Source organism: Bifidobacterium sp. UBA744, from assembly GCA_002298605.1.
In the GTDB taxonomy this organism is placed as follows: Bacteria; Actinomycetota; Actinomycetes; order Actinomycetales; family Bifidobacteriaceae; genus Bifidobacterium.
Genome location: DBKS01000055.1, coordinates 80,245 through 92,491, shown reverse-complemented (window position 1 = coordinate 92,491; position 12,247 = coordinate 80,245). Strand labels below are relative to the sequence as shown.

Sequence of the window (12,247 nt, the reverse complement as noted above, 5' to 3'; positions counted from 1 at the left end):
GTGACAGCAGTATGGCTCGGGGTGGACCTCGGTGATGCAAGGGTCGGACTTGCCTTGTCCGACCCCGAACTCACCCTTGCCCACCCCGCCGGTAATATTCAGGTCTTCGGTGATTCCTTTTATGCCATCGATGAGGTGATTGACCTTATCGAAGACGAGCGGGTGAGTCATGTAGTGATCGGGTTGCCATTGCAGCTTGACGGGACCGAGGGGAAAAGCGCCAAAAAAGCCCGCCGCTGGGCCTCCAATCTGGTCAAGCGCATGGAACGGGACGGGGCGGGACGGCAATTCGTCGGAAGGCGTCCACCGACGGTGTCGCTGGAGGACGAACGGTTGACCACGGTGAGCGCGCACCGTCAATTGTTCGAGGCCAACATTTCAAGTCGTGGGCATCGCCCGAAGGTCGATCAGCAGTCCGCGGTCAATATTCTGCAATCGGCTTTGGATCGACGGACCGCTGATAAAGGAGTGCTTGGTGGCTGACGATTTCCAAGATTTTTTTGCCGAGAACACCCAGTGGGTGGCTCGCGGCGAGGAACCGACGCCAAGCGCCATGCCGCCTATTCCGCCCAAGTCGCGCAAGGAAATGCGCCGTAAGCGGAAAAGGGCGCAATACCGGGGAGCGGTCAAAATCCTGCTGGTGGTTCTCGCACTTGCCCTGGTCGCCACCTGCGGATGGTTTGCGTATGGCGAGCTGAAGAGCATCCGGCATGCCAATGCGGCGCGAACCAGTCAAATCGTCGATTACGACAGCGACGAGGCGACCGGCAGCGTCGAATTCTCCATCGAAGAAGGTGAGGGCGTCGCCCAGATCGCCCAGAAGCTTGCCGAGGTGGATATCGTCAAGTCCTCGACGGCGTTCACCCAGGCGGTGGCGAACGCGGGCAATCCCGTTCTCTATCCGGGAACATTCCAGCTGCAGCAGAAGATGTCGGCGAGGAACGTACTGGCGATTCTTTCCGATTCGTCCAAAGCGGGTGGATTCGTCGAGGTCAAGGCCGGCGAACGTGTGTCCGACGTCATCGCGAATATCGTGCAGATGTCCGGCATCGACCAGAGCGAATTCGACTCGATCGTGAATTCTGGAGGCTCGGGAATCCTGCCGAGCGAGGCCAACGGCCATTTTGAGGGATGGCTGGAGCCTGGCTCCTATGGCGTTAAGAACAAGTCGGCCTCCGACATCCTCAAGGCGATGGTCGACAAGCGCGTCGCCAAGCTCGATGGACTGGGCGTCCCCTCCGGAGCCGATCGAGAACGCATCATGATCATCGCCTCCATCGCCGAAGCCGAGGTAAATCGTCCGGAATACTACGGCAAGGTGTCTCGGGTAATCGAGAACCGCCTGCAGGCCGGCATGCCGCTCGGCATGGATTCCACCGTCGCCTACGGCGCCAACACATCGCCGAGCAAGCTCACCGATGCGATGCTTAACGACGCGTCGAACGCATACAACACGCGTATCAACAAGGGGCTGCCGCCAAGCCCGATCAGCAATCCGGGCGATAATGCCATCCAGACGGCGATGAATCCGGAAGAAGGCAATTGGCTGTATTTCGTCACGACGAATCTGCAGACCGGCGAAACGAAATTCGTTGCCACCGAAGCCGAATTCTGGAAGATCCGAGACGAATATAAGAGCGCCAACGCCAACGCCAACTGATTGCCGTCGTCGGCTCGCGTGGGGACTTGCCGTGAAGGCCCCACGCCATCTGTTCGTGGTCAGGCGAATGAGGCCAGCAGCACCCCCAGCACGCTTGAGGCCACGATCACCGGGGCGAACGGGACGTCATGCCGTCCGCGCATCCGTGCATTGATCCCAATGGCCGCCAGTCCGATGACGCCCATGGCGATCCACCAGTACAGCACGGCGGTCCATCCCACCGCGCCGACCGCAAGCCCCATCACCAAAGTGATCGTCACGTCGCCAAACCCGAGGGATCCCGGCTTGATGAGCCCCAACAGCAGTTGCAGCACCGCCGCGGCGAGGGAGATCACCACGGCGAGCATAAGCGTGAACAGCTGGTTGCTTGAAACGCACCACAGGAGCAGCGCGAGGAACTGCGTCGCATATCCGAGCGCGATCCATCGCCTCGGCACGCGGCGTTCGCGGATGTCGGTGTACGACACGGCCGCTCCACATAGCAGACTCGGCAGCAAAACTAGGTAGGGCATGACGGTAGGATATACCGAAGTGTTCCAAGGATGACGAGAGGAGTTCGGATGTTGCGCTGGCAGACGGCAGGAGAGTCCCATGGCGAGGCGCTGGTCGCCATGATCGAGGGGCTGCCCGCGGGCCTGAACATCACCACGCAGGAAATCGTCGATGCACTGGCGCGACGCCGACTGGGTTATGGGCGCGGTGCCCGCATGAAGTTTGAACAGGACAAGGTTCGTCTGCTCACCGGTGTGCGTCACGGCGTCACGTTGGGCTCGCCGATCGCCATCGAAATAGCCAATACCGAATGGCCCAAGTGGACCGAGGTCATGAGCGCCGATCCGCTGGACCATGAGCTGCCGGCCGAGGGGCGCAATGCCCCGCTGAGCCGTCCCCGTCCCGGCCATGCCGACCTGACTGGCATGCGCAAGTACGGTTTTACCGATGCCCGTCCGATTCTCGAACGTTCGAGCGCCAGGGAAACCGCGTCGCGTGTGGCATTGGGTGCCGTGGCGAAGAATTTCCTCGAGCAGGCTCTGGGCGTTTGCACGGTTTCCCATGTGATTTCCATAGGGGGAGTAGGTGTGGACGAGGACGCCGCGCTGCCTACCCCGGATGACCTTGCAGCCCTGGACGCCTCGCCTGTGCGCACTTTGGACAAGGCCGCCGAGCGACGCATGATGGCTCGCATCGACGAGGCCAAGGCCGCCGGCGACACGTTGGGCGGCGTCATTGAGGTCATCGCCTACGGCGTGCCCGCTGGCCTCGGTACCTATGTGGAGTCTGACCGACGTCTTGACGCCGCCCTCGCCGCCGCGTTCATGTCGATCCAGGCCATCAAGGGCGTGGAGATCGGAGACGGATTCCAGGAGGCCATGCGCCCCGGCTCCCAGGCCCATGACGAGATCGTGGTGAATGCCGATGGCAGGATTTCCCGTTTGTCGAATCGCGCCGGCGGTCTCGAGGGATCCATGTCGAATGGGCAGCCGATTCGCGTGCGTGCGGCGATGAAGCCCATCTCGTCATTGCCCAAGGCGCTGAAGACCGTTGACGTGCTCACGGGCGAGGTGGCGACGGCCATCAACCAGCGTTCGGACGCCACAGCAGTTCCCGCGGCCGCCGTGGTGGGTGAGGCCATGATGCGCTTGGTGCTTGCGCAGTTTGCGCTGGAGAAGTTTGGTGGAGACTCCCTTCAGGAGACCCGTCGTAACTTCGAATCCTATGTGGCCTCGTGGCCGGAGCATCTGAGGTGAGCGGCATGGCATCGCCCATTCGGCCCAGGGCCGTGATTATCGGCATGATGGGTGCCGGCAAAACCCGCGTCGGCAAAGAGGCGGCCTCCCTACTCGACCTGCCGTTCGCCGATTCCGACGTCGAGATCGAGCATGAGTCCGGCATGAGGATCGCGCAGTATTTCGACGAATACGGCGAGCCGGCGTTCCGCAAGCTCGAGCACAGGGTGATCGCCGATATGCTGACGTCATTTACCGGCGTGCTGTCGCTCGGCGGAGGGGCCCCGATGAATCCGGCGACGCACAAGGCTCTCGAACGGTATATCGAACAGGGCGGCACGGTGATCTATCTCGAGGCCGATCCCCGGGAGGCCATGGAACGCGCACGCAAATCCGGTGGCCGTCCCATGCTGGCCGGCGATTCGGACGCCCGGTGGAGGGAGTTGTACGAGCTTCGGCACCCGGTGTACAGCAAATTGGCGAACGAACGTGTGCAAACACATGGATTCACGCCGATGGGCGCCGCACGAAAGTTGGTGGATATGATGAGAGAGCATCGGGTCCATGTAGGTGGCGTCGACCCGTATGATGTTGTAATCGGCGAGGGAAGCACGAATCATGTGGCCGAAATGCTGGGGGACAAGCCCGTGCGTGTGGCCCTGATCCACACGGCCAGCGTGCAGCGTCACTCGGATCGGGCGCGCACCCTGCTGCGCAAGGCCGGGTACGAGGTGCTCGACCTGCGGATTCCCGATGCCGAGCATGGCAAAACCATCGAAGTGGCCAATGGCATATGGCAGCGTCTGGGCGATGAGGGCTTCACCCGCTCCGATGCGGTGGTCGGTCTCGGAGGTGGCGCCGCTACGGACCTCGCGGGCTTTGTCGCCGCCACATGGATGCGCGGCGTGCGCTACGTCAACTGTCCGACGTCGTTGCTGGCCATGGTCGACGCCTCGACTGGCGGTAAAACCGGCATCAACACCCCGCAAGGCAAGAATCTCGTCGGATCGTTTTATACGCCGGCGGGCGTACTGGCCGATCTCACCACGCTTCGCACGCTGCCGAACGATATCTTCGTCGAGGGACTGGGCGAGGTGGCGAAGTCCGGCTTCATCAGGGACCAGGCGATTCTGTCGATTCTCGAGGCTCATGCGGGCGAGCTGAGATCCTTCGACGGGAACGCCTTCGACGGTGATCTCGAAGACATCGTCGCACAGCTGATCGAGCGCACGGTGTCCGTCAAGGCCTACCATGTCTCTTCGGATCTCAAAGAGTCCGGGTTGCGCGAATTCCTCAACTATGGCCACACCATGGGGCATGCCATAGAAAAGCTCGAGCATTTCCGTTGGCGTCACGGCAACGCCGTTGCGGTGGGTATGGTCTATGCCGCTGAATTGGCGCATCTGGTCGGACTGATCGATCAGAATCTGGTCGATTACCATCGTTCGCTGCTGACGTCACTGGGACTGCCGACTTCGTGGGCCAACGGATCCTTTGACGATGTGCTCGCCCTGATGCACCGCGACAAGAAGGCCCGCGGCAATACCCTCCGTTTTGTGGTGCTGGATCGCATCGGGCATCCGGTGCATCTTGACAATCCGCCGGCCGATGCCGTACGCGAGGCTTTCGAAAGGATTCAGAAATGACCAAGGTCATCGTGGTGAACGGACCGAATCTGGGGCGTCTTGGTGTACGCCAGCCCGACGTGTACGGCAAGCAGGATCTCGAGACCCTGCGCCGGGAATGCGTCGCATGGGGTCAGGAACTCGGTCTGGAGGTCGAGGTGCGTCAGACCGACGACGAGGCCGAAATGGTCCGCTGGATGCATCAGGCTGCCGACGAGAAGACCCCGGTGGTGATGAACCCCGCCGCGTTCACGCATTATTCATATGCGTTGGCGGATGCCGCCCATATGGTGATCGACGAGGGGCTGCCCCTCATGGAGGTGCATATCTCCAATCCTTCGGCGCGGGATGAATTCCGCAAGCGTTCGGTGATCAGCCCCGTCGCCACGGGCACCATCACCGGCATGGGCTTCTACGGGTACAGGCTTGCGCTCGACGCCGTGGCGCATCTGTTGGATATCCCAAGGTCGGGACGCTAATCTGCTTTTTGCGGCCCAAATCCGGGGGCGTAATCGCATTCTTCTCAATTTTGACCCGCTGAGGGGACGAGAAGCGTCCCAGGCTTGGGGAGAACGCCATCAGCCTCGCAGCTTCGGGACAGAAAACCAGATGCGCTAGTCGAATGGACGTCCTACCCAAGGCACTCCAGCTGATGTGAGCTTTTCAAACAATTGTGTGGATACTTCATCAATGAAGCAGTGCACAATCGTGGTTACTCCAGCTTGCCGCAGTTCGCGATCGCGTTGAATCTGCCGCTCGACAACCTGTCTGATTGTTCGTCCATTGGTCATGTCGGGATCCACATACTTGCGTGTGCCATCAAATTCCAGAACGATGATGCGCCCGTCATATAAGCGCCATAGGAAATCGACGCGGTATCGTTGGCGATGATTGCGCGGGCTGACGAATTCAACCTGTAATTCCGGCTTGGCGAATCCCATGGCAAGGATTTTCGCCCTGACCCATGATTCGCCTCCATTCTCGCTCGCCCCATCCGCATATCGCAGCAGTCGACTGAGGTGTTCGTTTCTTGGGGCGGTTGACGACAGACGCTCCGTCAATGATTCTTTGGACATTCCTTTACGCAACGCCGCATCCACTATGGGCAGCGATTGCTCGAAGGAAAGTCTCAGGCAGCAGTCGATGACTGTGCTTGTCATATCGGTGACTTGTATGCCGCCAACCGATTGCATGGTGACTGTCGCTTTGTATATGCGCTCGATGCGCTGATTCGAAATCTTTCCCGATCGTTTGGCGTCGACGATTTGCACGCTGCCGTCGTGCAGACGCCAGCTATGGTCCAGCCCATGAACGTCGGCCGCGGTAAGACCGGCGAACACCCAGCGTTCATGCAGTATCGAAAGTGTGCGTGCGATATAAAGCGTTTGCTCGCAGCGGCTCAACTGATTCCAGTGTTCATGTTCGATGAAGACGTTGCGAAATGGTGTCAGCAAGACGCCTTCTCGAACACGTCTGGAGAACGCTTTGCGCATCGTGGCGTTTGCGCCGTACGCGCATCGTTGCTGAAGACGGGCCATCGTGAGCGCTTCTGTGATCCCCGGATGCTCTCTCATGAGGCCACGCTAGACGACCGCTCCCCGCAGCGCAATCTCAATCGGACACTGTGGGGGAACGTTCTGGTCTTGGCATGAATTGTGGATAACGTGAAACCTGCATGTGCAGCAATTCGCCCCAAGGATTCAAGTGCCGGTGAACGCCGTCGCGCGTCGCGAGTCTTGTACGGATGATAGGCTGAAGTTCCATGGCAAGAACACATGGCAATTCGCAAGAACACGTCACCAAGCACATTTTCGTCACTGGCGGCGTCGTGTCGTCCCTCGGTAAGGGACTCACCGCATCATCCCTCGGACGCCTGCTGCGCAGCCGCGGTATCAGGGTGCTTCAGCAGAAACTCGATCCGTATATCAATGTCGATCCCGGTACTATGAACCCCTTCCAGCATGGTGAGGTGTATGTGACCGAGGACGGCGCCGAAACCGATCTCGACATCGGCCACTACGAGCGTTTCCTGGACGTTTTTCTGTCCCAGAAGGCCAATGTCACCACCGGTCAGATCTACCAGTCCGTGCTGCGCAAGGAGCGCGCGGGCGAATATCTCGGTCAGTGCGTGCAGGTGATCCCGCACATCACCAACGAGATCAAGTCCCGTATGCGTGCTCAGGCTTCCGACGACGTCGACGTGATCATCACCGAAATCGGCGGTACGGTGGGCGACATCGAATCGCAGCCCTTCCTTGAGGCCGCGCGTGAGGTCCGCCGTGATCTGGGCAGTGAGAACTGCATGTTCGTGCACGTCTCGCTGGTTCCGTATATCTCCGCGGCTCACGAGCTCAAGACGAAGCCCACCCAGCATTCCGTCATGATGCTGCGCCAGCTGGGCATCGCCCCCGACGCGCTGGTGCTGCGCTCTGACCGCCCGCTGAATCAGGCCATCAAGGACAAGATCTCCCTGATGTGCGACGTGGACGCCGAAGGCGTGGTCAACTGCGTGGACGCGCCCAGCATCTACGATGTGCCGAAGATCCTCTTCGAAGAGGGGCTTGACGCCTATGTGGTGCGCGAGCTTGGCCTGCCGTTCCACGACGTGGACTGGGATGAATGGGCTGATCTGTTGGAGCGCGTGCATCATCCGAAGCACGAGGTCAACATCGCCATCGTCGGCAAGTACATCGACCTGCCCGATGCATACCTGTCTGTGACCGAGGCCATCAAGGCCGGCGGCTTCGCCAACTGGGCCAAGGTGAATGTCAAGTGGGTTGCCGCCGACAAGTGTGAAACGGAGGAGGGTGCCGCCGCGGCGCTCGACCAGGTCGACGGCATCGTGGTGCCCGGTGGATTCGGCATCCGCGGCATTGAAGGCAAGATCGGCGCGCTGAAATTCGCTCGTGAGCACAAGCTTCCGGCTCTGGGCCTGTGCCTTGGCCTGCAGTCCATGGTGATCGAGTATTCCCGCCACGTACTCGGCCTGACCGACGCCAATTCCTCCGAATTCGAGCCGGATTGCGCCAATCCCGTGATCGCCACGATGGAGGAGCAGAAGGATATCGTGGCGGGCAAGGGCGATATGGGACACACCATGCGTCTCGGCTCCTACCCGGCCGAGTTGGAAGAGGACTCCCTCGTCGCGCAGCTCTACGGCACCACGCATGTCACCGAGCGTCATCGTCACCGCTACGAAGTCAACGTGGCCTACAAGGATCGTCTGCGTGAGGCCGGCCTGCGCATCTCCGGCCAGAGTCCTGACGGCGAACTGACCGAGTTCGTTGAGCTGCCGCAGGACGTCCACCCGTTCTATGTGGGTACTCAGGCACATCCGGAGTTCAAGTCCCGTCCCACCAAGCCGCATCCGCTGTTTGCCGGTCTGGTCAGGGCGGCGTTGGATCACCAGGCGCAGCGCTGAAGGGGCTGACGACCAATCCCACATATGGTTGAGCCGCCATTCGCATGTCGGGTGGCGGCTCGATCTGTGCCAACAGGCCTGCGCAACAGTGAGATACCTCACGCAATCCCACGGTCGGAGTGCGGGGTGGGTACTGGCGTGCCTGGATTGTATCTGTTAGGTTTACGTAGGATTGTTCTCAAGGAATAGGAGGCAGCGCACGGTGAGTGACGAGAAAGCGCCAAACGCCGCGGCCGACGTGGAGATGAGCCAGTACGTGGCTGATCGCACCCGTGTCAACGAGGAGAAGATCAAGCAGGACGATGAGATTATCTCGCAGTTCGGCGACTACACCTATGGCTGGCATGACGAGGACTTCGCCGGCGAGGCGGCCAAGAAGGGCATTGACGAGAACGTCGTACGAGCCATCAGCGCCGACAAGCACGAGCCTGAATGGATGCTGGAAAACCGTCTGAAGGGCTATCGCGACTTCATTTCCAAGCCGATGCCGGAATGGGGAGTGGACCTGCATGGTTTCGATGCCGATGACTTCAAATACTACGTCAAGCCGATCGACAAGCAGGCCGCCACGTGGGAGGAGCTGCCCGAGTCCATTCGCAGCACCTATGACAAGCTCGGCATTCCCGAGGCTGAAAAGAGCCGGCTGGTGTCGGGAGTTGCCGCGCAATATGAGTCCGAGGTGATTTACAATTCCATTCAGGAGGATCTCGCCAAGCAGGGCGTGATTTTCGTGGATACCGACACCGCGGTGCAGAAGTACCCGGACCTGGTGCGCAAGTACTTCGGCAAGTGCATTCCCTCTGAGGACAACAAGTTTTCGGCGCTGAACACCGCCGCATGGTCGGGCGGATCCTTCGTATACGTGCCGAAGGGCGTTCACGTCGACATTCCGCTGCAGGCGTATTTCCGCATCAATACGCCGAATATGGGTCAGTTCGAGCGCACGCTGATCATCGCCGACGAAGGCAGCTACGTGCATTACGTCGAAGGCTGCACGGCACCCATCTATTCCACGGATTCGCTGCATTCCGGCGTCGTGGAGATCTTCGTCGAAAAGCATGCGCGCGTACGCTACACCACGGTGCAGAATTGGTCGAACAACGTCTACAATCTGGTGACGCAGCGCGCCTACGTGCGCGAGGGCGGCACCATGGAATGGGTCGACGGCAACATCGGTTCCAAGGCCACCATGAAGTACCCGGCATGCATTCTGGCCGAGCCATACGCCAAGGCCAGTACCATGAGCCTCGGTTTCGCCTCCACCGGCCAGTATCAGGACACGGGCGCGAAGATGATCCATCTGGCGCCGCACACCAGCTCCACCATCGTCGCCAAATCCATTTCCCGCAATGGCGGACGTTCGGCGTACCGAGGCTTGGTCAAAATCGTCAAGGGCGCCTACGGGTCCAGCAACTCCACCGTTTGCGACGCGCTGCTGGTGGACGATTACAGCCGCTCCGACACCTACCCGCATGTGGATGTGCGTGAGGACGACGTGTCGATGGCCCATGAGGCCACGGTATCCAAGGTGAGCGAGGACCAGCTGTTCTACCTGATGAGCCGCGGGCTGTCGGAGGACGAAGCCATGGGCATGATCGTGCGCGGTTTCGTGGAACCCATCAGCCGCGAGCTGCCGATGGAATACGCGCTTGAGCTCAACAGACTTGTAGAACTGCAGATGGAAGGATCGGTGGGCTGATCCCATGGCAGATACCACGGCAATCAAAGAAGCGAACATTCCGGTGGCGGATCCGAACGATCCGTACGCCAATCCGGCGGCCATGCCGTCCAGCGTCGACAACGCCATCCGCTCATTCAATGCGGACGACTATGCGCAGCCGAACCGCAAGCAGGACGAATGGCGGTACACGCCGATCGAGCGTATTGAGGAATTTTTCAATGTATTCGTTCCGTCCGGTGACACCACGGTAACCGTCAGCGCGATCGACGGCACCGCGATCGACGACCTGCCCGGTGTGACCGTGCGGACGGTGACCATGGGGGAGACCCCCTCGGGCACCGTGTCGAAGCCGAACGATCGCGTGTCGGCCGTCGAATGGAACTCGAATAGTCGGGCGACGGTTATCGAGCTGAATGGCGAGATCGCACAGCCGGTGCTGGTGCGCGTTCACGGCAACAGCCATGATCTGGACGCATTGCATCTGGTGATTTCCGCCGCCGATCGGACGCATGCCGACGTGGTGGTGGAGCATGACGGCGACGTTCGACTGGCCGAAGGCGTGGAGATCGTCACCGGCAGGGATTCCCACGTATCCACCACGTTCATCCAGGAATGGGACAGAAGTGCCAAGCATGTGGGCAACCACCGCATCCACGTGGGCGAGGGCTCCAGCCTGAGGCATTCGATGGTCACACTCGGTGGCGACGTGGTCCGCATCCGCATGGATCAGGACTTCGGCGGCGAGCAGGGCGACCTCAATATGCTCGGCATCTATTTCGTGGATCCCGGTGAGCATATCGAGCACCGTACGATGGTGGTGCACAACCATCCCGACTGCAAGTCCCGCGTGGTCTACAAGGGTGCACTGGAAGGCAAGGGCGCGCATTCCACGTGGGTGGGCAACGCCCTCATCCAGCCGACCGCCCCCGGCACCGACTCCTACGAGCTCAACCGCAATCTGGTGCTCACTCCCGGCGCCATCGCCGATTCCGAACCGAATCTGGAAATCGAGAACGGCAACATCATCGGAGCCGGCCATGCGTCGTCCGTCGGCCGCTTCGACGACGAGGAGCTGTTCTACCTCGAATCCAGGGGCATTCCGGAGGTTGAGGCCCGCAAACTGGTGGTTCGCGGCTTCTTCGGCGAGCTGGTGGGGGAGATCGGCATCCAGGCCATTTCCGAGCATCTCATGGATGTGATCGATCGCAGGCTGGCGCGCGGCGAAACCGATGCCATGGCGCAGGTGCTGGAAGACAAGTAGAAAACCAAGAACGTAGCGCAGGCAGATGACAGGGCCTGCAATCAGGTTGAGGAGCAAGTAACACCATGTCAACTCTCGAAATCAAGGATCTTCGCGTCCATGTCGAAACCAAAGACGGCATCAAGCCGATTCTGAAGGGCGTCAACCTCACCGTGCATTCCGGCGAGACCCATGCCATCATGGGGCCCAACGGCTCCGGCAAATCCACTTTGGCCTATACGCTGGCCGGGCATCCCAAGTATGTGGTGGATTCCGGCGAGGCGTTGCTGGACGGTCGGGATATTCTCAAAATGACCCCGGATGAGCGCGCCAAGGCCGGTCTGTTTCTGGCCATGCAGTATCCGGTGGAGGTGCCCGGCGTGTCCATGACCAACTTCCTGCGCACCGCCAAAACCGAAGTCGACGGCAAGGCACCGGCGATCCGCACGTGGACCAGGGAACTCACCGATGCCATGAAGCGCCTGAAGATGGATCCGAAATTCGCCACCCGCTCGGTGAACGAAGGCTTCTCCGGCGGTGAGAAGAAGCGCGCGGAAGTGCTGCAGCTCGAACTGCTCAGGCCCAAGTTCGCCATTCTCGACGAAACCGACTCCGGTTTGGATGTCGACGCCTTGCGCATTGTGTCGGAGGGCGTCAACCGCGCCAAGGAAGCCAACAACTTCGGCATTCTGATGGTGACCCACTACACCCGCATCCTCAAGTACATCAAGCCGGATATCGTGCATGTGTTCGCCGACGGCCACTTTGTGAAGACCGGTGGCCCCGAACTGGCCGACGAGCTTGAGGAGAACGGTTATGATGCGTACCTGCCCGAAGGCTCCGACTCCGAGTCCGCTTTGGCCTGAATTTCGCAGCATCATCGAGACAGACAG

The 12,247-nt window shown here is 60.4% G+C and carries 11 protein-coding genes; 9 read left to right on the top strand and 2 right to left on the bottom strand.

Translation table 11 applies throughout. From position 1 onward, the window contains the following. A complete protein-coding gene (ruvX, locus tag B2994_RS06080) occupies nucleotides 1-483 on the top strand; it encodes a Holliday junction resolvase RuvX (RefSeq protein ID WP_291527472.1) in 483 nt (160 codons plus the stop codon). Continuing rightward, nucleotides 476-1,660: an endolytic transglycosylase MltG gene (mltG, locus tag B2994_RS06075; protein WP_291527471.1), complete on the top strand. Its 1,185-nt coding sequence runs from the start codon at nucleotides 476-478 to the stop codon at nucleotides 1,658-1,660. The genes ruvX and mltG overlap by 8 nt, the downstream gene beginning before the upstream one ends. A gap of 59 nt (nucleotides 1,661-1,719) precedes the next feature. Here mltG and B2994_RS06070 read toward each other — a convergent pair whose 3' ends face one another. Further along, nucleotides 1,720-2,172, bottom strand: a complete 453-nt coding sequence (locus B2994_RS06070; RefSeq protein ID WP_291527470.1) for a prepilin peptidase — start codon at nucleotides 2,170-2,172, stop codon at nucleotides 1,720-1,722. Nucleotides 2,173-2,220: 48 nt separating this feature from the next. Between B2994_RS06070 and aroC the strand changes: the two genes are divergently transcribed. From aroC to B2994_RS06055, 3 genes are read left to right on the top strand one after another with little or no spacing between them, the layout of a single operon-like run. Further along, nucleotides 2,221-3,408 carry a chorismate synthase gene (aroC, locus tag B2994_RS06065; protein ID WP_291527469.1) on the top strand — a complete coding sequence of 396 codons (1,188 nt, stop codon included), beginning with the start codon at nucleotides 2,221-2,223 and terminating at the stop codon, nucleotides 3,406-3,408. Nucleotides 3,409-3,413: 5 nt separating this feature from the next. Then, nucleotides 3,414-5,033, top strand: coding sequence for a bifunctional shikimate kinase/3-dehydroquinate synthase (locus B2994_RS06060; protein WP_291527468.1), 1,620 nt, complete (start codon nucleotides 3,414-3,416; stop codon nucleotides 5,031-5,033). Then, nucleotides 5,030-5,491, top strand: a complete 462-nt coding sequence (locus B2994_RS06055; RefSeq protein WP_291527467.1) for a type II 3-dehydroquinate dehydratase — start codon at nucleotides 5,030-5,032, stop codon at nucleotides 5,489-5,491. The genes B2994_RS06060 and B2994_RS06055 overlap by 4 nt, the downstream gene beginning before the upstream one ends. Nucleotides 5,492-5,626: 135 nt before the next feature. Here B2994_RS06055 and B2994_RS06050 read toward each other — a convergent pair whose 3' ends face one another. After that, complete coding sequence (locus tag B2994_RS06050; RefSeq protein WP_291527466.1) at nucleotides 5,627-6,586, bottom strand: hypothetical protein; 960 nt, start codon at nucleotides 6,584-6,586, stop codon at nucleotides 5,627-5,629. 188 nt (nucleotides 6,587-6,774) lie between these two features. Between B2994_RS06050 and B2994_RS06045 the strand changes: the two genes are divergently transcribed. The 4 genes from B2994_RS06045 to sufC all read left to right on the top strand — a co-directional run bounded on the left by B2994_RS06045 (nucleotide 6,775) and on the right by sufC (nucleotide 12,220). Further along, nucleotides 6,775-8,433, top strand: a complete 1,659-nt coding sequence (locus tag B2994_RS06045) for a CTP synthase (RefSeq protein WP_291527465.1) — start codon at nucleotides 6,775-6,777, stop codon at nucleotides 8,431-8,433. Between the two features lie 244 nt (nucleotides 8,434-8,677). After that, nucleotides 8,678-10,132, top strand: coding sequence for a Fe-S cluster assembly protein SufB (gene sufB / locus B2994_RS06040; protein WP_414630656.1), 1,455 nt, complete (start codon nucleotides 8,678-8,680; stop codon nucleotides 10,130-10,132). 4 nt (nucleotides 10,133-10,136) lie between these two features. After that, nucleotides 10,137-11,375: a Fe-S cluster assembly protein SufD gene (sufD, locus tag B2994_RS06035; RefSeq protein ID WP_291527463.1), complete on the top strand. Its 1,239-nt coding sequence runs from the start codon at nucleotides 10,137-10,139 to the stop codon at nucleotides 11,373-11,375. A gap of 65 nt (nucleotides 11,376-11,440) precedes the next feature. Beyond that, on the top strand, nucleotides 11,441-12,220 hold the full coding sequence (gene sufC, locus B2994_RS06030) for a Fe-S cluster assembly ATPase SufC (RefSeq protein ID WP_291527462.1): 780 nt from the start codon (nucleotides 11,441-11,443) through the stop codon (nucleotides 12,218-12,220). The last annotated feature ends 27 nt before the right edge of the window (nucleotides 12,221-12,247 follow it).